The sequence below is a fragment of the Aeromonas sp. YN13HZO-058 genome (genome assembly GCF_001921245.1).
Classification (GTDB): Bacteria; Pseudomonadota; Gammaproteobacteria; order Enterobacterales; family Aeromonadaceae; genus Aeromonas; species Aeromonas allosaccharophila.
The window spans coordinates 21,598-41,065 of the sequence record NZ_MQSY01000061.1 but is presented as its reverse complement, the minus strand read 5'-3'; the positions used below and the strand labels follow the sequence as shown (position 1 = coordinate 41,065).

General features: G+C 59.3%; 16 protein-coding genes and 1 tRNA gene. 12 read left to right on the top strand and 5 right to left on the bottom strand.

All coding sequences use genetic code 11. From position 1 onward, the window contains the following. The first annotated feature begins 152 nt into the window (after window positions 1–152). The 3 genes from upp to hda all read left to right on the top strand — a co-directional run bounded on the left by upp (window position 153) and on the right by hda (window position 2,753). Complete coding sequence (gene upp / locus BSP75_RS15800; protein ID WP_005320172.1) at window positions 153–779, top strand: uracil phosphoribosyltransferase; 627 nt, start codon at window positions 153–155, stop codon at window positions 777–779. Between the two features lie 150 nt (window positions 780–929). Further along, window positions 930–1,949, top strand: a complete 1,020-nt coding sequence (locus tag BSP75_RS15795) for a DUF2066 domain-containing protein (protein WP_075113827.1) — start codon at window positions 930–932, stop codon at window positions 1,947–1,949. A gap of 102 nt (window positions 1,950–2,051) precedes the next feature. Then, entirely contained in the window at window positions 2,052–2,753 is a 702-nt protein-coding gene (hda, locus tag BSP75_RS15790) for a DnaA inactivator Hda (protein ID WP_021231044.1), read from the top strand. Window positions 2,754–3,015: 262 nt separating this feature from the next. Here the strand turns inward: hda and aceA are convergent, their stop codons facing one another. The 4 genes from aceA to BSP75_RS15775 form a co-directional block, all read right to left on the bottom strand. Beyond that, complete coding sequence (gene aceA / locus BSP75_RS15785) at window positions 3,016–4,329, bottom strand: isocitrate lyase (RefSeq protein ID WP_019446693.1); 1,314 nt, start codon at window positions 4,327–4,329, stop codon at window positions 3,016–3,018. A gap of 75 nt (window positions 4,330–4,404) precedes the next feature. Then, window positions 4,405–6,012 carry a malate synthase A gene (aceB, locus tag BSP75_RS15780; RefSeq protein WP_075113826.1) on the bottom strand — a complete coding sequence of 536 codons (1,608 nt, stop codon included), beginning with the start codon at window positions 6,010–6,012 and terminating at the stop codon, window positions 4,405–4,407. A 688-nt stretch (window positions 6,013–6,700) separates the two neighbouring features. Then, window positions 6,701–6,841: a hypothetical protein gene (locus BSP75_RS21835; RefSeq protein WP_162851501.1), complete on the bottom strand. Its 141-nt coding sequence runs from the start codon at window positions 6,839–6,841 to the stop codon at window positions 6,701–6,703. A gap of 223 nt (window positions 6,842–7,064) precedes the next feature. Then, window positions 7,065–7,141: transfer RNA gene (locus BSP75_RS15775), tRNA-Pro, on the bottom strand. Between the two features lie 256 nt (window positions 7,142–7,397). Between BSP75_RS15775 and tadA the strand changes: the two genes are divergently transcribed. From tadA to BSP75_RS15725, 9 genes are all read left to right on the top strand, one after another. Further along, window positions 7,398–7,949: a tRNA adenosine(34) deaminase TadA gene (gene tadA, locus BSP75_RS15765; protein WP_075113834.1), complete on the top strand. Its 552-nt coding sequence runs from the start codon at window positions 7,398–7,400 to the stop codon at window positions 7,947–7,949. Between the two features lie 204 nt (window positions 7,950–8,153). Further along, window positions 8,154–10,391 (top strand): ABC transporter permease subunit, encoded by a 2,238-nt coding sequence (locus BSP75_RS15760; RefSeq protein WP_075113824.1) that lies wholly within the window; start codon window positions 8,154–8,156, stop codon window positions 10,389–10,391. 32 nt (window positions 10,392–10,423) lie between these two features. Then, complete coding sequence (gene pstA, locus BSP75_RS15755) at window positions 10,424–12,073, top strand: phosphate ABC transporter permease PstA (protein WP_075113823.1); 1,650 nt, start codon at window positions 10,424–10,426, stop codon at window positions 12,071–12,073. A 127-nt stretch (window positions 12,074–12,200) separates the two neighbouring features. Then, window positions 12,201–13,019: a phosphate ABC transporter ATP-binding protein PstB gene (gene pstB / locus BSP75_RS15750; RefSeq protein WP_033138278.1), complete on the top strand. Its 819-nt coding sequence runs from the start codon at window positions 12,201–12,203 to the stop codon at window positions 13,017–13,019. An 84-nt stretch (window positions 13,020–13,103) separates the two neighbouring features. Beyond that, on the top strand, window positions 13,104–13,814 hold the full coding sequence (phoU, locus tag BSP75_RS15745; RefSeq protein WP_042060395.1) for a phosphate signaling complex protein PhoU: 711 nt from the start codon (window positions 13,104–13,106) through the stop codon (window positions 13,812–13,814). Window positions 13,815–14,004: 190 nt separating this feature from the next. Beyond that, window positions 14,005–15,324, top strand: a complete 1,320-nt coding sequence (locus BSP75_RS15740; protein ID WP_042060394.1) for a hemolysin family protein — start codon at window positions 14,005–14,007, stop codon at window positions 15,322–15,324. Window positions 15,325–15,342: 18 nt separating this feature from the next. Further along, on the top strand, window positions 15,343–15,885 hold the full coding sequence (locus tag BSP75_RS15735; protein ID WP_075113822.1) for a hypothetical protein: 543 nt from the start codon (window positions 15,343–15,345) through the stop codon (window positions 15,883–15,885). 293 nt (window positions 15,886–16,178) lie between these two features. Beyond that, the gene (locus BSP75_RS15730; protein ID WP_075113821.1) at window positions 16,179–17,081 is read left to right on the top strand and encodes a homocysteine S-methyltransferase family protein; all 903 of its coding nucleotides are present in this window, start codon (window positions 16,179–16,181) and stop codon (window positions 17,079–17,081) included. 9 nt (window positions 17,082–17,090) lie between these two features. Continuing rightward, window positions 17,091–18,506, top strand: a complete 1,416-nt coding sequence (locus tag BSP75_RS15725; RefSeq protein ID WP_075113820.1) for a basic amino acid/polyamine antiporter — start codon at window positions 17,091–17,093, stop codon at window positions 18,504–18,506. 111 nt (window positions 18,507–18,617) lie between these two features. Here BSP75_RS15725 and BSP75_RS15720 read toward each other — a convergent pair whose 3' ends face one another. After that, a complete protein-coding gene (locus BSP75_RS15720; protein WP_075113819.1) occupies window positions 18,618–19,457 on the bottom strand; it encodes a sterol desaturase family protein in 840 nt (279 codons plus the stop codon). Window positions 19,458–19,468 lie beyond the last annotated feature (11 nt).

Sequence of the window (19,468 nt, the reverse complement as noted above, 5' to 3'; positions counted from 1 at the left end):
GTGGAGGGTAAAATTCGGGGCGTATTCTAACAGTGGCGGTGAAAAACCAGAAAGGAAATCGTTTGCGCGTTTTTGCGCGGAAATGCTCTACAAGCGGCGGCTTTTGTTGTATGATTCCGCGATTTTTTTGCGGCAGGTTAGAGGAGATAATAATGAAAGTCGTTGAAGTCAAACACCCCCTGGTCAAACACAAGATCGGTCTGATGCGTGAAGGCGATATCAGCACCAAGCGTTTCCGTGAACTGGCCAAAGAAGTGGGCAGTTTGTTGACCTATGAAGCGACCTCTGACTTCGAAACCGAGAAGGTTACCATCGATGGCTGGAATGGGCCAGTAGAAGTTGACCAGATCAAGGGCAAGAAGGTAACCGTCGTACCTATCCTGCGTGCCGGCCTTGGCATGATGGATGGCGTGCTGGAGCACATGCCGAGCGCCCGCGTCAGCGTGGTCGGTATCTACCGCGATGAAGAGACCCTGCAACCGGTTCCCTATTTCGAGAAGATCGTCAGCAACATCGAAGAGCGTCTGGCGCTGGTCATCGATCCGATGCTGGCCACCGGCGGCTCCATGATCGCCACCATCGATCTGCTGAAGAAGAAAGGCTGCCAATCCATCAAGGTGCTGGTACTGGTTGCCGCGCCGGAAGGGATCAAGGCGCTGGAAGCCGCTCACCCTGACGTAGAGCTCTACTGCGCTTCTGTCGACCAGGGGCTGAACGAGAAAGGCTACATCGTGCCGGGTCTGGGCGATGCAGGTGACAAGATCTTCGGTACCAAGTAACTTAATGCTTTAACCTGCTTCCCATGTGGAAGGGGTGATCGGAGCCGGCGCATCGCCGGCTCTGCTGTTTGTGGCCGCTTGTGCCAGCCTTGCCGCAGGATGCGCCTTGCCGCTACCATAAGCACACTCTCCCATTTCGAGACTCTGTTCATGTTCAAACGTGTTGTGACCGCCCTCTGCTGCGGCTTGTCATTCATGGCTTCGGCCGCTCAGGTGGCCGACCTTTATCAGGGCAAGGCACCGACCAGTGGTGACATGGTGGCCGCTCAAGGGCAGGCACTCGGTCAGGTGCTGATCAAGGTGACCGGCAAGCGCGACATCCTCACCCAGCCGGTGGTAGTCAAGGCGCTGGCGGCCCCGGCCGACTATGTCAAAAGCTATGGCTATCAGGATCAGGACTCGGTCAAGTATCTGAAAGCCGAGTTCAAGAGTGACAAGGTCAACAGCCTGGTCTCCGAGAGCCAGTTTGCCCTGCTTGGCCCGGCTCGTCCCCAGATGGCCATCTGGCTGGTGATGGATCAAGGTGAGCGTCGCCTGCTGGCGGATCAATCCAGCGATGGCTGGGCGCAAGCCTTGCGCGATCAGGCCCAGACGCTGGGGCTGCCCATCAGCATCCCGCTGATGGATCTCGACGACAACATGGCGGTCAGTGCTACCGATGTCTGGGGCCGGTTTGCCGATCCGATTTTGCAGGCGAGCCAGCGCTATGGCGCCGAGATGGTGGTGCTGGGCAAGCTGACGCCGGAAGGTGACAAGTGGAGCATCGACTGGGGACTCTACGGCCCCAAGGCGGCCGGTGAAGTGACCGAGCTGACCCGTGGCAACAGCAGTGGCACTCAGGCTGAAGTGGCGCAAGGGTTTGCCGATACCCTGGCAGCCTGGCTGGTGAAAAACTACGGTGCCCGCATCTCGGGTCCGGCAACCAGCCAGACCCTAGTGGTGGATGGCCTCTCCGAAGTGGACAGCATGATCGCCGTGCAGAAGATGCTGCAGGGGATGGCCAACGTCAGCAAGGTGGCGATCGGCAAGCTGGAGGGGGATCAGGTCACCTTCAACTTTACCCTGCAAGGGGAGCAGGCCGAGCTGGTGCGGGCGTTGCAGCTCGAGAGTCGTCTGCACAAGGTTGACGATAATGGCAGCGGTTTGCGTTACCAATGGTCGCAGCCCTGATTTTATAAGGCTTTTGTAGACCGCCCGGCTGGTCCGGGCGGTTCTCTATCTGCCTTTGCGATGATACACTTAGCCACAAATGTCACAGTCAAAGCCCAACGAGTGAAGCAACCGGCCCAACTGTCTTTAGCCGTACAACTACCGGATGATGAAACCTTCGTCAGTTTTTATCCCGGCACCAATGCTCATCTGATCACCGCCCTCAAGAACGCGGCCATCGGTCAGGGATCGCCTTTCCTCTATTTCTGGGGAGCCAAGGGATCCGGACGCTCTCATCTGCTCCACGCCACCTGTGCCGAGGTCAACGCCCGCGATGCGGCGGCGGCCTATCTCTCCCTCGATCAGTTTGAACAGCTCGATCCCAGCATGCTCGATGCCCTAGAAAGCCTGCCGCTGGTCTGTCTCGACAGCCTCGAGGCGATCGCCGGCAATGCCGTGTGGGAACGGGCACTGTTCGACTTCTACAACCGCTGGCAGGAGAAGGGCGAGGGGACGCTGGTGGTCACCGGCTGCAGCGCACCGCGCAAACTGGGGCTGCAACTGCCGGATCTCGCTTCGCGCCTCGACTGGGGTGTCAGTTTCCATCTCGAAGAGCTGGATGATGAAGGCAAGCTCAGTGCCCTGCAGCTGCGTGCCGAGCTGCGGGGCTTCAAATTGCCCATCGATGTGGGCCGCTTCCTGCTCAACCGACTCTCCCGCGATATGCGCACCCTGCTCACCACCCTCAATCAGCTCGACAACGCCTCATTTCGCGCCAAGCGCAAGTTGACCATTCCCTTTGTCAAAGAGATCCTCGAGCTCTGAGAACCTGGCCACATTCTTACTGCGAGGCCGTGAGCAAGGCTCATGTGCTGCTCGCTTATGTGAAAGCAAGGGGCTCATGTATCCATATACACTCCGGTTCCTGCGCTGCTCTTCACCTCGCTGACGACCTCTCGTCACAGACCGTGAACCGGTTCTATAGCTTTGTTCCTTCTCCCTTCGGGAGAAGGGCCTTTCAAAAAGAAACCCCGGCATCAAGCCGGGGTTTTGCTATCTCAAGGACTCTCTCAAAGAGTTCTGCCTATCAGTGGAACTGATCTTCTTCGGTGGAGCCGGTCAGCGCGGTGACCGAGGATTGGCCACCCTGAATGACGGTAGTCACCTTGTCGAAGTAGCCGGTACCGACCTCCTGCTGGTGTGCCACGAAGGTATAGCCACGGCTGGCGGCGGCAAATTCCGGCTCCTGCACCATCTCGACGTAGTGCTTCATCCCTTCGCCACGGGCGTACTGGTAGGCCAGTTCGTACATGTGGAACCACATGTTGTGGATACCCGCTAGGGTAATGAACTGGTACTTGTAACCCATGTCGGAGAGCGCTTGCTGGAAGCGGGCGATGGTGGCATCGTCCAGATTCTTCTTCCAGTTGAAGCTCGGGGAGCAGTTGTAGGCCAGGATGCGATCCGGGAACTTGGCCTTGATCGCTTCGGCAAATTTACGCGCTTCGTCCAGATCCGGTTTGGCGGTTTCGCACCACACCATGTCGGCGTAGGGGGCGTAAGCCAGACCGCGAGCGATGGCCTGATCGATACCGGCACGTACCTTGTAGAACCCTTCGGCAGTACGCTCGCCAGTCAGGAAGTCTGAATCGTACGGGTCGGCGTCGGTGGTCAACAGGTCAGCGGCGTTGGCGTCGGTACGGGCGATCACCAGCGTGGTGGTGCCGCACACATCGGCCGCCAGACGGGCTGCAACCAGCTTCTGCACCGCTTCCTGAGTTGGTACCAGCACCTTGCCACCCATATGGCCGCACTTCTTGACGGAAGCGAGCTGATCTTCGAAGTGCACGCCAGCAGCACCCGCTTCAATCATCCCCTTCATCAGTTCAAAGGCGTTCAGCACGCCACCGAAACCGGCTTCCGCATCGGCCACGATCGGCAGGAAGTAGTCGATAAAGCCTTCGTCCTGCGGCCCAACCTTGTTGGCCCACTGGATTTGGTCGGCACGGGCGAAGGAGTTGTTGATGCGCTCCACCACGGACGGCACCGAGTTGGCCGGGTAGAGGGACTGATCCGGATACATGGTGGAGGACAAGTTGTTGTCCGCCGCCACTTGCCAGCCGGAGAGATAAATCGCTTCGATCCCCGCCTTGGCTTGTTGCACTGCCTGACCACCTGTCAGGGCGCCGAGGCAGTTGACGTAGCCTTTTTTGGCGTCGCCGTGGATCAGTTCCCACAGCTTGTCGGCGCCGCGTTGGGCCAGGGTGTGCACCGGCTGCAAGCTGCCGCGCAGGTTCACCACATCTTCGGCGCTGTAGCCGCGCTTGATCCCTTTCCAGCGGGGGTTTTCCGCCCAGTCTTTCTCGATAGCCTGGATCTGTTGCTCACGGGTCAGTGCCATATCAGTTCCCTCTTTCATTGATTTCACGTTTCCATTGACTTGTTATTGGCGGGCTCCGCTGGGGAGGCCCGGAGTTCAGAGCCGCTCGTAACCGGGCAGCGTCAGAAAATCGATCAGAGTATCGGCGCAGGTGATCTCTTCCATCAGTTCGCTCGCCTCGGCAAAGCGTCCAGCCTGCCAGCGTTCGGTACCTACCTCGGCTTTGACCACGTCCTGCTCTTCGGCCAGCATCTGGCGGAACAGCTCCTTGGTCACCACTTTGCCGTTCGACAGGCTCTTGCCGTGGCGGATCCACTGCCAGATCGAGGTGCGGGAGATCTCGGCGGTGGCGGCATCTTCCATCAGACCGTAGATGGGCACGCAGCCGTTACCGTTGATCCAGGCCTCGAGATATTGCAGGGCGACCCGGATATTGGTGCGCATCCCCGCCTCGGTGCGCTCGCCCTCACAGGGGGCCAGCAGGTCAGCGGCGGTGATGGGGGCATCCTGCTCGCGCAGCACGCCGATCTGGTTCTTGGCGCCAGCCGCTATGGTGGCGTTGAACACCGCCATGGCGGTATCGGCGAGGCCGGGGTGGGCGACCCAGGTACCATCGTGGCCGTTGTTGGCTTCGCGCTCCTTGTCGGCTTTGACCTTGGCAAACACCTGCTCGTTGATGGCGGCATCCTTGGCCGGAATAAAGGCGGCCATGCCCCCCATCGCCAGCGCGCCGCGCTTGTGACAGGTCTTGATCAGCAGCCGCGAGTAGGCGGAGAGGAATGGTTTGTCCATGGTCACCACCTGACGATCAGGCAGTACCCGATCCGGATGGTTCTTCAAGGTCTTGATGTAGCTGAAGATGTAGTCCCAGCGGCCGCAGTTGAGGGCGACGATGTGATCCTTCATCTGATAGAGCAGCTCATCCATCTCGAACACTGCTGGCAGGGTTTCGATCAACACGGTGGCCTTGATGGTGCCGCGGGGCAGGCCGAACTTGTCCTCGGTCCAGGCGAATACCTCGCTCCACCAGCGCCCTTCCAGATTGCTCTGCAATTTAGGCACGTAGAAGTAGGGGCCCGAGCCTTTGGCCAGCAGCGCCTGATAGTTGTGCAGGAAATAGAGGGCAAAATCGAACAGACCACCGGGGATCGGCTCGCCATCGAAGGTGACATGTTTTTCCGGCAGGTGCAGACCACGGACCCGGCAGATGAGGACGGCCGGATTGGGGTTCAGGGTATAAGCCTTGCCTTCCGGACTGGTGTAAGAGACGGTGCCGTTGACCGCATCGCGCAGGTTGATTTGACCCTCGATCACTTTATTCCAGGCGGGGGCCAGTGAGTCCTCGAAGTCCGCCATGAACACTTTGACATTGGCGTTGAGGGCGTTGATCACCATCTTGCGCTCGACCGGGCCGGTGATCTCCACACGGCGGTCTTGCAGGTCGGCGGGAATGCCGCGAATGGTCCAGTCACCTTCACGGATGTGGGCGGTTTCCGGCAGGAAGTCCGGCAGCTCGCCGCCATCGATACGAGCCTGACGTGCCACACGTTGTTTCAGCAATTCCCCTCTTTGGGGAGCAAAACGTTCCACCAGTTCGGAGACCAGAGCCACCGCGTCCGGCGTCAGAATTTGCGCGTATTCGGGCAGCATCTCGCCCTGGATGCGAAGGCGGGCGCTGCAGTGGGTCTGAGCCGGTGCCGACATAAGGTTCACTCCTTTGAGAATTACATTTTGAACTAACTAACTACGACTAAAGTCGAATCCCTGTTCTTGCAAACTTCCCGTAACAGCGGGATAACACGATTGATAAGGTGCGAAATATTGTTGATTACGTCAACAGTTTTTTTTAAACAGCTGTTTCCACTACATAGTTAAGTTTATGTTTTTTATTGTTTTATTGGATTGGTATAAAAGCTCTACGCAGATGGTTATGCTCCTGCTTTTTCCCATCGGACAACGGCTAATTTGGGCTGTTACCTGGCCTCTCGTTTCGTAACTTATTACGTAATAAAATTACAAATGCAAAAACAAATCCCGACCTAACTCCAGGCTTTGCCAAAACAGCCGTATAAAGTGCGTTTGAATAAGGCAATGAAGGTTTTGCTATTGCTAGGGCTGTTTGGTGAACGCACGTTTTAAACTCGAGGTGGTGATGTGGGTTCTGTTGGCACCAGCGGCTGCAGCGATGGAAAGTGAAGCGCAATAACGTAGGTTTGTATCAGTTGCCGGGGGAAATGCCGGGGAGGGAGGGGGGAGAAGCTTCAGTCAATAATACTGCCATCCTCGATGGAATTAGCAGTTTGTCGTTTTTTGCTGATTTCTCGCCAAGGGCGGGAAACGGAGGGCGTTGAACAGGCGATGCGCCGGGGATTGAGCGGCCATCTGGCCGGGCTCAATAGTCATCATCCGGTTCGGCAAGATCGATCACATCGAGCTGGACGACCTGTTCATCTTCGTTTTCGGTATGGCAAGGGGTGTCGTGAGGAACGGAATAAAGCGCATTGGCGGGTGTGAGATCTGTGGTCTGGTGCATGCCTGGTCCTGTGTTGAACGCAAGCCGGACAGTGATCCCTTCACTGGTGTTTCCACCTCCCTGTTTTGTCTACCGGCGGAAAGTTGCGCATCTTAAAGAGTTCGGAAGAAAGATTCAAGTGGTTCTGAGTGTTTTTTGCGCTTGATGGGCAGGCCGCGTCAGGAGGATAAATCGGAGGCAAAAAAATAGCCCAGTCGTTTGACTGGGCTATTCTCGGGGAAAATGGTCGGTGTGAGAGGATTCGAACCTCCGACCCTCTACACCCCATGCAGATGCGCTACCTGGCTGCGCTACACACCGACGGAGTCAGAACTCGGCTGACGGGGATGAAGTCTAATAGCATGGCCAAACGGGTGCAACTCCTTTTTTATCATAGAGATGCTGATTGCTTCTTTATTGCTCAGCCAGGATGCGGCTTGGGTCTGACGTGCAGATTTGGCATAATCGCCGCCCTGTCACCGCGAGCTATCATGCCTGCTATCTATGGAATTATCTGACAGGTGTGGATAGCGGGAATGCAAACAGCACAATTGAACAATATAAAGAGGGGATGGGCGTGAAACCATCAGAGGTCCCAGAGACACAGAGTCGGGCTCCGAGTCAAACCGAGCAGGACGAACAGTGGATGCGCCATGCTATGGCATTGGCCGCCCGGGCCGAAGGGATTGGCGAGATCCCGGTCGGTGCCGTACTGGTGCTGGATGGTCAGGTGGTGGGCGAGGGGTGGAACCGCTCCATCAGCGAACACGATGCCTGTGCCCATGCCGAGGTGATGGCAATCCGGGCGGCGGGCAAGCAGCTGGCGAATTACCGCCTGCTCGACACCACTCTTTATGTGACGCTGGAGCCCTGCTGCATGTGTGCCGGAGCGCTGATCCATAGCCGGGTCAAGCGGGTGGTTTATGGCGCACGGGATCTCAAGACCGGTGCCGCGGGGTCGGTGTTCGAGATCTTGCAGGACCCGCGCCACAATCACAGGGTTGAGCTGACCGGCGGCGTGCTGGCTGATGCCTGCTCGGCCCAGTTGTCAGCCTTCTTCAAGCGCCGCCGTGCCGAGAAAAAGGTAGCCAAACAGGCGCTGCAACAATCAAACGATACCCTTTCCTGAATCAATCGGGGGCAGCGCAGACTGCCCTTGCTGATTGCCTTCATAAATATCTCTTTATAAACAATCTATTGCGATCGCTTTCCTTCGACATAATCCCCGCGTTTTTTTCCGCTAACAACCGCTGTTAAAGCGGTTCCGATGTAACAAAACTGTCATGCAACCGCCATATAATGCCGCGAAGCCTAGCTTACATTGAGGTCTTGCATGTCATCGGAATCGTTAAACCTGGTCATGGCGGGCAGTAGAAAACGCCGGATCAAGGATAAATTGGCCAAATATGGCGTCACCACAGGCGGAGCCCTGGTACTGGTGGCACTGTTGCTTATCTTCTTTTATCTGCTCTATGTGGTGAAACCCATCTTCAATGGCGCCTCCATGGAGCCGACCGCATCGTTTACCCTGCCCGCCGCAGGGAAGACCGCCTGGCTCGGCGTGGAAGAGCAGAACGAGATCGGCTATCGCTTCAGCGATAAAGGGCAGGTCAACTTCTTTGCGGTGCAGGGAGATGACAAGATCAAGGTCGGCCAGTCACTGGGTCAGGCCCAGGTTGCCGGTGACATCACCACAGTGGCGACCCCGGCACCGGGCCAGCGGCTGATCGCCTACGGCTTTGCCGATGGCAAGGCGCAGGTGGTCCAGCCAGCGTTCAAGGTCTCCTATCCCAACGATGTGCGGGTGATTGAACCCAGCCTGCAATATCCCTTCGGCGAAGAGCCGGTGGTGATCGACCCGCAAGGGAAGGCGCTGCAGCTGATGGTGTTCGAAGCCACCAAGGACAAGATGGCGACGGCCGCCGTGACCGAAGATGGTCGTGGCGTGATGACGGTGATGAGCGGTGAGGAGAACTTCCTCTCCGGCGAGATTGAGTGGAGCAGTGAAAACTACACTATTCCCTCTCTGCCGCGCCATGTGGATCAGATGTTGCTGACCCCCAATCTGCGGATCCTGTTCGTGCGCGAGGGCAATCGCCTCTCCGTCTATGACATTCACAACCTGAGCGACATCTCCCTGCGCAACGTGCTGGAGATCAATGCCTCCAACGCCAACGTGACCCGGGTTCAGCTGCTCTCCGGCGCCTCTTCGCTGCTGGTCGGCAATGACAACGGCGTGATTTCCCAGTGGTTCGAAGTGGCAAAAGATGGCAAACGCCAGTTCACCCAGATCCGTGACTTCAAGGGCGATGGCGCGGTGGATCTGCTGACTCCCGAGCACTTTCGCAAAGGCTTCATCAGTGCCGACAAGCACGGCATCATCAGCTTCTTCCACGCCACCGGCGAGACCAAGCTGCTGACCGAGACGGTGGAAGGGGGCGAACTCTCTGCCCTGGCCATCTCCCCCCGTCACAACCTGTTGCTGATGCAGCAAGGGAACACCTTCAAGCTCTTCTCGGTGGAGAACGAACACCCCGAAGTGACCTGGTCTGCCCTGTGGCAACAGGTGTGGTACGAAGGGTATCCGGAGCCTCAGTATGTCTGGCAATCCACCTCCGCCAGCAACGACTTTGAAGCCAAGCTGAGTCTGGTGCCGCTGGTATTCGGTACGCTGAAAGCCTCCTTCTACGCCATGGTGTTTGCGGTGCCGCTCGGCGTGGCCGGTGCCATCTATACCGCCTACTTCATGTCGGCGGGGCTGCGCAAATACGTCAAGCCGACGGTCGAGATCATGGCGGCGCTGCCGACCGTTATCCTCGGTTTCCTGGCGGGTCTGTGGCTGGCACCCATCATCGAGGGTGCGCTGCCCGGGGTGATCCTGCTGCTGGTGCTGCTGCCGATGGGGATGCTGCTGACTGCGCTGATCTGGAACTATCTGCCGGAGCGCGGCAAGTCCTGGCTGCCGGAGGGGTGGCACGCCATCCTGCTGATCCCGGTGCTGCTGCTGATTGGCTGGGGTGCCTTCGCCCTGAGCCCGCTCATCGAGAATGCCTTTATGCACGGCGATTCGCGCATCTGGCTGACTCACGAAATGGGCATCAAGTTTGACCAGCGCAACTCGCTGGTGGTCGGTATCGCCATGGGCTTTGCGGTCATCCCCACCATCTTCTCCATCGCCGAAGATGCGGTCTTCTCGGTGCCCAAGCACCTGACCCAGGGCTCGCTGGCGCTGGGGGCCACCCCGTGGCAGACCCTGAGCCGGGTGGTGATCCTCACCGCCAGCCCGGGCATCTTCTCGGCGGTGATGATGGGCCTTGGCCGCGCCGTGGGTGAGACCATGATAGTACTGATGGCCACCGGCAACACCCCCATCATGGACTTCTCCATGTTCCAGGGGCTGCGTACCCTCGCCGCCAACATCGCGGTGGAGATGCCGGAATCGGAAGTGGGCAGTTCCCACTATCGGGTACTGTTCCTCGCGGCCTTCGTCCTGTTTGTGTTCACCTTTTTGTTCAACACCCTGGCCGAGTTTGTCCGTCAGCGGTTGCGTGAAAAATACAGCTCGATGTAAGGGGCGACTCTGTAATGGACAAGGAATCGACAATGGGTAAGTGGTTTAAATCAGGGGCCCCCTGGATCTGGATGACCGGCGGTGCCGTCAGCCTGAGTCTGGTGGCGGTACTGGGTCTGCTGCTGCTGATCGGCTGGCGTGGTCTGGTCTACTTCTGGCCGCACCCCATCTATGAGTGGCAGCTGGAAGACGCCAGCGGCAACAAGAGCGTGCTGATCGGCGAGATCAACGATCGCGAGCTGGTGCCGGTGGAGCGACTGCGCGCCGCAGGTCTGCTGCTGGAAGGGGAAGAGCGTGAGCTGCTGACCCGCTATCTGGTCAAGACCGGCAACCGCGAGTTCGTTGACCTCGATTTTCGCTGGGTGCTGGAGACGGACATCAAGTCCCAGAGCCAGCCAGCCGAGCTGGCCATGGTTGAGCGTGCCACCAACGGCAACTTCTACGGCTATATCGTCGGGGTTAAAGAGGATGGCCGCGAGCTCACCTCGGATCTGCATCCTGCCCTGCAGCGGGTGCTGGCGCGAGCCAATGCCCTTTCAGAACAGGCCAACGATCTGCAAAAAGGGGACATCGGCAGCATCAACTATCAACTGGAGCGGCTCCGCCTGAAAGAGCGCAAGGCCGAGCTGGATGACAAGCTGACCGATCAGCTCAAAGCCGAACTGGCCAGCGAGCGTCAGGCCCTCAACGATCGTTATCAGGTGCTGGAAAAAGAGCTGTTCTCCCTGCGTGCCCAGGCGGACAGAGACAGCATCACGGTCAAGGACATGCGCGGCGAGCTGGTGACCATGCCGATGTCCAAGGTGCTGGATGTGGTATGGCCCAACGACATGAGCCTGCCAGCCAAGCTGGGCCACTGGTTCCACCAGATCGGCAAGTTCGTCTCTGACGATCCCCGTGAAGCCAACACCGAGGGCGGGGTGTTCCCGGCAATCTTCGGCACCGTCTTCATGGTGTTCCTGATGGCGATCATCGTGACCCCGCTGGGGGTGGTGGCGGCAGTCTACCTGCACGAATACGCGGGCAAGAACAGCCTGACCAAGATCATCCGCATCGCGGTGATCAACCTGGCGGGTGTGCCCTCTATCGTTTACGGCGTGTTTGGTCTGGGCTTCTTCGTCTACACGCTCGGTGGTTCGCTGGATCAGCTGTTCTACCCCGAAGCGCTGCCGAGCCCGACCTTTGGCTCACCCGGCGTGATCTGGTCGGCGCTGACCCTGGCCATCCTGACCCTGCCGGTGGTGATCGTCTCCACCGAAGAGGGTCTGGCGCGGATCCCGAGCACCATCCGTCAGGGCTCGTTGGCACTGGGCGCCACCCAGGCCGAGACCCTGTGGCGCATCGTGCTGCCGATGGCGAGCCCGGCCATCATGACCGGCCTTATTCTGGCGATTGCCCGTGCCGCCGGTGAAGTGGCGCCGCTGATGCTGGTGGGGGTGGTGAAGCTTGCTCCAACGTTGCCGATGGATGGCAACTTCCCGTACCTGCATGTGGAGCGCAAGTTCATGCACCTGGGCTTCCACATCTATGACGTCGGCTTCCAGAGCCCCAACGTCGAGGCGGCCCGCCCGCTGGTCTACGCCACCTCCTTCCTGCTGGTGACGGTGATCGTGGGCCTAAACCTGACAGCTATCGGCATTCGTAACCACTTGCGCGAGAAATTCCGGTCGCTGGAACATTAATCCGGCGTCCTTGAGACAAGTTCGAGAGAACAGATGCGCGGACCAAAGAGTGCCGCCATCTGTCAGCAGCAATCATGGCGGTCGCTGGCAAGAGTCCGGCTACTCCAGACTGATTTTGAGGTAACAGATGATCAACGTAACGACCACGTCTACCCAGCACACCGCGCTGGACCTGCTCAACCTGAGCCCGGAGCAGACAGCGCTGGAGGTGAAGGATCTCAACCTGTACTACGGCAGCAAGCAGGCGCTGTTCAACGTCAACATGAAGATCCCCAAAGGGCAGGTGACCGCCTTTATCGGCCCGTCAGGCTGTGGTAAATCGACCCTGCTGCGCTGCATCAACCGGATGAACGATCTGGTGGAGATCTGCCGCATCGAGGGGGAAATCCAGCTGCACGGCCACAACATCTATGACAAGAGCGTCGATGTTTCCGCCCTGCGCCGTCAGGTGGGCATGGTGTTCCAGCGCCCGAACCCCTTCCCCAAGTCCATCTACGAGAACGTGGTCTATGGTCTGCGCCTGCAGGGGATCAACGATCGCCGCACTCTGGATGAAGCGGCCGAGCGCTCCCTGCGTGGCGCGGCTCTGTGGGATGAGGTGAAGGATCGTCTGCACGATAACGCCTTTGGTCTCTCCGGTGGTCAGCAGCAGCGTCTGGTGATTGCCCGCGCCATCGCCATCGAGCCGGAAGTGTTGCTGCTCGATGAACCGACCTCGGCGCTCGACCCCATCTCCACCCTCACCATCGAGGAGCTGATCAACGAGCTCAAGAGCCAGTTCACCGTGGTGATCGTCACCCACAACATGCAGCAGGCTGCGCGGGTCTCGGATCAGACCGCCTTCATGTACATGGGCGAGCTTATCGAGTACTCGGATACCAACACCATCTTCACCACCCCGGCCAAGAAGAAGACCGAAGATTACATTACCGGCCGTTACGGCTAAGGAGAGGAGAGGATGAACCTCAGCAAACAGATTGGCAGTCGGTTCCACGACTAGGGCATAATCGGAGCATCAAGGATTATTTGTATGGACAATATGAACCTCAATAAACACATCTCCGGTCAGTTCAATGCCGAGCTAGAGAGCGTGCGCAATCAGGTGCTGGTGATGGGCGGTCTGGTGGAGCAGCAGCTCACCGATGCCATCGCGGCGATCCACGATCAGGATCTCGACGCGGCGCGCAAGATCGTGGCCAACGACCACAAGGTCAACGCCATGGAAGTGGCGATCGACGAGGAGTGCACCCGCATCATCGCCAAGCGTCAGCCGACCGCCTCCGACCTGCGACTGGTGATGGCCATCATCAAGACCATCACCGATCTGGAGCGCATAGGCGACGTGGCCGACAAGATCGCCCGCATGCTGACCGACAACGCCAACAAGCCACAGCCGCCGCTGGTGTCGCTGGAGAACATGGGCCGTCGCACCATCAAGATGCTGCACGATGTGCTCGATGCCTTCGCCCGCATGGATCTGGATGCAGCGCTGGCGGTCTACAAGGAAGATGACAAGGTAGACCGTGAGTACGAGTCCATCATTCGCGAGCTGATGACCTACATGATGGAAGATCCCCGCACCATCCCCCAGGTCCTCAACGTGTTGTGGGCGGCGCGTGCCATCGAGCGGGTCGGCGATCGCTGCCAGCACATCTGCGAGTACATCGTCTACTACGTGAAAGGCAAGGATGTGCGCCACACCAAGGCGGACGATCTGGGCTCCCTGCTGGGCAAGGGCTGACCGGAAGTGAATAAAAAGGCGCGTGAAGCGCCTTTTTTGTTGCATAACTGGTCTGAGTAAGATAAAGCCCCCAACTGGCTGTTTTCTGATAGAATACGTCCCCTGTGTGAGTCCCGGATGGACTCACGGTCCGGTCTCCCGGGCCCAGTTTGCCGTCTTGTGCTAAGGCGGGTGTAGCAATAGGTTAATCATGAGTTTTGCCGATAGTTTGTTCTTTTTAATGCTGCTGGTAGGCGGCAGTGTGTTTTTCTCCCTCTCCGAGATCTCTCTCGCCGCGTCTCGCAAAATCAAGTTGCAGGTGATGGCGGATGAAGGCAATCGCCAGGCCGAAAAGGTGCTGGCCCTGCAGGCCCAGCCGGGTAACTTTTTCACCGTGGTGCAGATTGGCCTCAATACGGTCGCCATTCTGGGCGGTATCCTGGGTGAGTCTGCCCTCAACCCCGCCATCAAGGAGATTGTCTCCCAGTTCTACCAGGGCCCCTGGCTTGGCGAGATCAGCTCCGGTGCGTCCTTCGTGTTCGTCACCGGCATGTTTATCCTGATCGCCGACCTGATGCCCAAGCGTCTGGCCATGACCATGCCCGAGCAGATTGCCGTGGTGGTGGTGCGCCCCATGCTCTTCTTCGTCACCGTGCTGATGCCGCTGGTGTGGGTCTTCAACGGGTTGGCCAACTCCCTGTTCCGCCTGCTGCGCGTCTCCACGGTGCGTAACGACGAGATCACCTCCGACGATATCTATGCGGTGATGGATGCCGGTGCCGAAGCGGGGGTTATCCAGCGCGAGGAGCATCAGCTCATCGAGAACGTGTTCGAGCTGCAGTCCCTTGGCGTCACCTCCGCCATGACGGCCCGCGAGAGCCTGATCTACTTCACCCTGCAAGAGAGTGAAGAGAGCATCAAGGCGAAGATCGCCGAGCACCCTCACAACAAGTTTCTGGTCTGTGACCACAACCTCGACAGCATCAAGGGCTTCGTCGATGCCAAAGAGCTGCTGATCCGCGTCATCAGCGGCCAGAGTATCGATCTCATCGGTGGCAATCTGGTACAGAACGTCATCATCATCCCCGACACCCTCAACCTCTATGAGGCGATGGAGTACTTCAAGAATCATCGTGGCGACTTTGCCGTGGTGATGAACGAGTACGCGCTGGTGGTGGGGATTGTCACCATGAACGACCTGATGAGTACCGTAATGGGCGAGTGGGCGACTCACGTAGTGGAAGAGCAGATCGTCCAGCGCGACGAGAACTCCTGGCTGGTGGACGGGGTGACCCCTATCTCCGACGTGATGCGCGCCTTCGATATCGAAGAGTTCCCCGAGAACCAGAACTACGAGACCATTGCCGGCTTCATCATGTATATGCTGCGCAAGATCCCCAAGCGCACCGACTCGGTCAAATACGCCGGTTACAAGTTCGAAGTGGTGGATATCGACAGTTACAAGATCGATCAGCTGCTGGTTACCCGGGTCGAACCGGTGGTGGCCGAAAAGCCAGTTCAGGAATCGTAAAAGGAGCGACATAGAGTCATGAAGATGCAGTCTCATTCCCGTGCGCTGGCCTGTGTCGCGCTCGCCCTGGCACTGGGTGCCTGTAGCCAGAGCGCGCCGCGCAAAGTCCCCGTGGCTGCCAAGCCGGCAGCCCCCAAGCCCGCCGTGGTCGTGCCGCAGCCGGACCCCGATGCGGTGGTGCAAAGCGGCATGGCCGAGCCGAGCCCGGTCTTTGACGAGCAGTACCATGGCCCGGAACAGGGCTCGCTGGAATCGGTGACCGCCCTGTTTGCCCGTGGCTACATCGAGTCCGCCATGCGCGAGACCATGCTGGCGGCGGTGCACAACGACTATCCGCTGCTCGGCATGCGGGATGTGCGGTTGACCGATCCGATCTCCAAATTCCTCACCTCCAGCCATGCGGCCACCACGGCCCATGACTACCTCTATGCGGGGGTGCAGCGTCGCCTCGGTCGTCCGCTCAGCCCTGCCCAGTGGGAACAGATCTGGCGTGGCTTGCCGCAGCAGGGTCGGGTCTCCGACTGGGTCAAACAGATCAAGCGAGTGCTGGCCGGGCGTTAAGCCACCAGCGGATCAAGAGAGTGATGAGGCCACCTTCGGGTGGCCTCTTGCATTTCTGCATTTGCCTTGCCGGTCGCATGCTGATTTCTGCTGATACTGATTGCCGCCCGTGGTGCTTTGTTTTATCTTGTTTTGGCCGTCTAAACATCTATATGTTTTTATGGCTGTATAATGAAAGGGCTTCCCAGGATGAAGCTGGACGATCTGCAGCGATTCGACGCGAAACCGCAGATCAACAAAACAAACAGATAAATACGCAAATAAACAACGCACATAACAAAGAGACACGACAGATGGAAACCAGGGAATTGTGGGTGCTGGATGGGGGCATGGGGCGCGAGCTGGCACGGCGGGGGGCGCCGTTTCGTCAGCCCGAGTGGTCGGCGCTGGCCTTGATGGAGGCGCCCGAGACGGTGCGCGAGGTGCATCAGGCCTATGTGGCGAGCGGAGCCAGGGTTATCACCACCAACAGCTATGCGCTGGTGCCGTTTCATATCGGCGATGAGCGCTTCTTTGCCGACGGGGAGGGGCTGGCTGCGCTGGCTGGTCAACTGGCCCGCGAGGTGGCTGACGATCAGCATGGCACCGTGCAGGTGGCGGGTTCTCTGCCGCCGCTCTTCGGTTCTTACCGTGCCGATCTGTTCAAGGCGGACAGGGTGAGCGAGCTGGCCACGCCGCTTATCCGGGCGCTGTCACCTCATGTGGATATCTGGCTGGCCGAGACCATGAGCCTGATTGCCGAGCCACTGGCCCTGAAAGCGCTGCTGCCGGAAGATGGCAAGCCGTTCTGGGTCTCTTTCACGCTGGAAGATGAGGCGCCGGGCAACGAGCCGACACTGCGTTCCGGCGAGCGGGTGGCCGATGCGGTGACCGCGCTGGTGGCGGCCGGAGTCGATGCCATCCTGTTCAACTGCTGTCAGCCCGAGGTGATTGAGGCCGCGTTGACGGTGGCCGTTGACAGGTTGCAGGCAGTGGGCCGTGCTGACATTCGCCTCGGTGCCTATGCCAACGCCTTCCCACCGCAACCCAAAGAGGCGACCGCCAACGACGGGCTGGACGAGATCCGCGCCGATCTGGGGCCGCTGGATTATCTCGGCTGGGCCGAACGTTGGCGTGCTGCTGGCGCGAACTTGATCGGCGGTTGCTGCGGCATCGGCCCCGAGCATATTCAGGCGCTGAGCAGCCGGTTGCGCTAAGGAGCACCCATGAAAGAGAGCAAGATTGGGCTCTGGTCCCTCACCGCGCTGGTGTTCAGTTCCATGGTGGGGGCGGGGATTTTCAGCCTGCCCCAGAACATGGCCGAGGTGGCGGGGGCGCGTGCCGTGCTGATCGGCTGGGGCGTAACGGGGGTGGGTATCCTGGCGCTCGCCATGAGTTTTCTCTATCTGTCACGACTCAGGCCCGACCTTGACGGCGGCATCTACAGCTACGCCCGCGCCGGTTTTGGCGATCTGGTGGGCTTCTTCTCCGCCTGGGGATACTGGCTCTGCGCCACCATCGGCGTGGTGGGCTATCTGGTGATCGCCTTTGCGGCGCTGGGCAGCTTTGTCGATACCCCCGAGCAGATCTGGTTTGGTGACGGCAACACCCTGGCGGCGTTTGTCGGCGAGTCCTGCAGCCTCTGGGCGGTGCATCTGCTGGTGGCGCGCGGTGTGCAGCAGGCGGCGCTGTTCAATCTGGTGGCGACCCTGGCCAAGAGCCTGCCACTGCTGCTGTTTATCCTGTTCGCCTGTTACTGGTTTGACCCGGTCACCTTCGCGGCGGATCAGCAGGGCAGCACCCTGGCGGTGCCGGTCTCCGAGCAGGTGCGCAATACCATGCTGATCACCCTCTGGGTCTTCACCGGCATCGAGGGGGCGGCGGTGCTGTCGGCCCGCGCCAGAAACCGGCGGGATGTGGGCACGGCCACTGTGCTTGGGGTCGTGTTGGCGCTGCTGCTCTATGTGCTTATCTCGGTGCTGGCGCTAGGGATCCTGAGTCGGCCCGAACTGGCGGCGCTACCCAACCCCTCGATGGCGGGGCTGATGGCCCAGATGACCGGATCCTGGGGCAAACTGCTGATAAGCATCGGCCTCATCGTCTCGGTGCTAGCCTCCTACGTGAGCTGGACACTGTTCTCGGCCGAGGTGCCGTTCAGCGCGGCTCGACACGGTGCGTTTCCCGCCATCTTCCGGCGCCAGAACCGCAACGGGACGCCCATCGCCTCGCTCTGGCTCACCAGCCTGACGGTGCAGACATGCCTGCTGCTGGTATGGTTGCTCGGCAAGGGCTACACCAGCCTGCTGCTTATCTCCACCTCGATGATCCTGGTGCCCTACCTGCTGATCGGCCTGTTTCTGCTCAAGCTCTCGTTCAGCAGGAAGGGGGAGAACGGGCAGGGCCGAAGCCTGATGCGGGCGGTGGCGCTGGTGTCGAGCGGTTACGGCTTCTGGCTGCTCTATGCCGCCGGGGTGGAGTATCTGCTGCTCTCCTTGCTGCTTTACGGGCCGGGTCTGCTGCTGTTTCTCTATAGCCGCCGTCAGCTGGGGGCGGATCTGCGCCTGAGCGGCCGCGAGCGATGGCTGGCCGGAGTGACCTTGCTGAGCCTGATCCCCGCCGTCTGGTCGTTCGCCCATCTCTGATATCGAAGATGTGATTGACCATAAAAGAGAGCGCCACTGTGGCGCTCTCTTGTTATCAGGAATTGGTTATCAGAGGCTTGCTATTCGGGAGTTGCTATTCGATACGAAGGCTCAACGGCTGGCAGGCCCGGCCGGTTTGCCAAACAGCACCGCGAGCTTTTGTCGCCATGGCAGGCCACGAGCATCGCGCAGCATGTCGCGCCACTCATGGAAGGTGAGAGTGAGGGGGTTGAAGCTGTGGATCGGCTTGGTGATGCCAAAGCGACACGGCTCGGCCGGGTCCTCCTCGACAAAGGTGCCAAACAGCCGATCCCAGATAATCAGCACCCCGGCGAAGTTACGGTCTATGTACTTGGCGTTGCTGGCGTGGTGCACCCTGTGGTGGGAGGGGGTGTTGAAGATCCACTCAAGCCAGCCGAGTTTGCCCACCACCTGGGTGTGGACGAAGAACTGGAAGCCCAGGCTGAGCAGCACGGTGGCGACCACCGCCTCGGGCGGGAAGCCGATAACGATCATCGGGATCCAGAACAGCCACATGCCGGAGATGGGATACATCAGGCTCTGGCGAAAGGCGGTGGAGAGATTTAGCCGCTCCGAGCTGTGATGCACCACATGGGAGGCCCACAGCCAGCGCACATGGTGGCTGGTGAAGTGGAACAGCCAGTAGCAGAGATCCTGCAGCAGGAACAGCAGCAGCACGCTCCCGAAGGTGAGCTCGATATCGAACAGCCGCCAGCCCCAGAGGGTGTCATACAGATAAGCGATGGCGATGGCCGCCAGCGCATCGCCTCCCTGATGCATCAGGGCCAGCGCGGCGTTGGCGAACAGATCCCGCCACTGGTAGGTGGCAGTGGGAAAGGCGGCGCCATGTTTGCGCAGGTAGAGCATCTCCCAGCCGACAAAGGCCAGAAAAACCGGGGAGAGGTAGAGCAGAAGCAGTTGCACATCCATAGCGGCCATCC

Bases quoted from the DNA above. Each gene is read 5' to 3' on its own strand.
- upp (WP_005320172.1), top strand. From the start codon at position 153: ATGAAAGTCGTTGAAGTCAAACACCCCCTGGTCAAACACAAGATCGGT.
- BSP75_RS15795 (WP_075113827.1), top strand. From the start codon at position 930: ATGTTCAAACGTGTTGTGACCGCCCTCTGCTGCGGCTTGTCATTCATG.
- aceA (WP_019446693.1), bottom strand. From the start codon at position 4,329: ATGGCACTGACCCGTGAGCAACAGATCCAGGCTATCGAGAAAGACTGG.
- aceB (WP_075113826.1), bottom strand. From the start codon at position 6,012: ATGTCGGCACCGGCTCAGACCCACTGCAGCGCCCGCCTTCGCATCCAG.
- BSP75_RS21835 (WP_162851501.1), bottom strand. From the start codon at position 6,841: ATGCACCAGACCACAGATCTCACACCCGCCAATGCGCTTTATTCCGTT.
- BSP75_RS15760 (WP_075113824.1), top strand. From the start codon at position 8,154: ATGTCATCGGAATCGTTAAACCTGGTCATGGCGGGCAGTAGAAAACGC.
- pstA (WP_075113823.1), top strand. From the start codon at position 10,424: ATGGGTAAGTGGTTTAAATCAGGGGCCCCCTGGATCTGGATGACCGGC.
- pstB (WP_033138278.1), top strand. From the start codon at position 12,201: ATGATCAACGTAACGACCACGTCTACCCAGCACACCGCGCTGGACCTG.
- phoU (WP_042060395.1), top strand. From the start codon at position 13,104: ATGGACAATATGAACCTCAATAAACACATCTCCGGTCAGTTCAATGCC.
- BSP75_RS15740 (WP_042060394.1), top strand. From the start codon at position 14,005: ATGAGTTTTGCCGATAGTTTGTTCTTTTTAATGCTGCTGGTAGGCGGC.
- BSP75_RS15735 (WP_075113822.1), top strand. From the start codon at position 15,343: ATGAAGATGCAGTCTCATTCCCGTGCGCTGGCCTGTGTCGCGCTCGCC.
- BSP75_RS15730 (WP_075113821.1), top strand. From the start codon at position 16,179: ATGGAAACCAGGGAATTGTGGGTGCTGGATGGGGGCATGGGGCGCGAG.
- BSP75_RS15725 (WP_075113820.1), top strand. From the start codon at position 17,091: ATGAAAGAGAGCAAGATTGGGCTCTGGTCCCTCACCGCGCTGGTGTTC.
- BSP75_RS15720 (WP_075113819.1), bottom strand. From the start codon at position 19,457: ATGGATGTGCAACTGCTTCTGCTCTACCTCTCCCCGGTTTTTCTGGCC.